The organism is Pseudoalteromonas sp. 5Ae-yellow (assembly GCF_014077565.1).
GTDB lineage: Bacteria > Pseudomonadota > Gammaproteobacteria > Enterobacterales > Alteromonadaceae > Pseudoalteromonas.
This window is the reverse complement of the sequence record NZ_JACGWD010000158.1, coordinates 1-959: the sequence shown is the minus strand read 5'-3', so window position 1 is coordinate 959 and position 959 is coordinate 1. Positions and strand designations below refer to the sequence as shown.

Genomic DNA, 959 nt, shown 5'->3' with positions numbered 1-959 from the left:
ACCAAGCGCACAGGGCGTGCATCTGTGAAAGTGTTATGGCAAGGATGGCTTAAGTTACAAGCCATCCTGGAAGGCTACGATTTAGCAAAATCTCTTGAGTCAGACTTGTGATCAAGAGACAGCTTTTTAGTGCCTTTTTTTGTTTATTTTTTAATTTTTTTAAAATTAATCTCTTGAAAACAATTTTACCGTCCATATATAGTTAAGTAGGACGCCTGATGGGTCCTAAATTAAACTTAAATAATTGAAATTTATATTATTAATTAAACTTTGCTTGAGCTTGTTCAATAGAAAAGCACATGCAAAATATCGCTTAAATATGAGGATATTATTATGCGTACAGTAGACTTATCACCACTTTATCGTTCATTTATCGGCTTCGAACATTTAGCATCACTTATGGATGCGGCAGCTAATACAGATAAGCAGCCAAGTTTTCCTCCTTACAACATAGAAGCACTCGATAAAGACAAATACAGAATCACTATGGCCGTTGCCGGCTTTAGCGATAACGAATTAACCATTGAGTCAGAAAATAACACATTAAAAGTTACAGGTACTAAAGCAAATAAAGATGAAAACGCAGAGCGTAAATTTATTCATCAAGGTATTGCTGAGCGTAACTTTGAACGTAAATTCCAGTTAGGAGATCACGTAAAAGTACTCGGCGCAGATTTAGCCAATGGCTTACTAAGTATTGACTTAGAACGTGAAATCCCTGAAGCGCTAAAACCACGTAAAATTGAAATTGGTAATAGCAATCTAATAGAAGGTAAATAATCTTCTAAAGTACATATTCCCCTGATTACTTAGCCGCCTCATTCGAGGCGGCTTTTTGTTTGCCCAGCGAAGCTGGCAAACCCGATAGGCTGAAAGATGCCTTATCACCCTGACTAAGGGGAAGATAATCTGAATGGCAAGGGCGTCACTGGCCAACGGTGGGGTCTGAAGGAAGCCAT

Annotated in this window: 1 protein-coding gene; it reads left to right on the top strand. The window is 38.2% G+C overall.

Annotated features, from left to right (window positions below):
* Positions 1-333 precede the first annotated feature (333 nt).
* Positions 334-780, top strand: a complete 447-nt coding sequence (locus tag H4J63_RS19770; RefSeq protein ID WP_024595972.1) for an Hsp20 family protein — start codon at positions 334-336, stop codon at positions 778-780.
* Positions 781-959 lie beyond the last annotated feature (179 nt).

Bases quoted from the DNA above. Each gene is read 5' to 3' on its own strand.
- H4J63_RS19770 (WP_024595972.1), top strand. From the start codon at position 334: ATGCGTACAGTAGACTTATCACCACTTTATCGTTCATTTATCGGCTTC.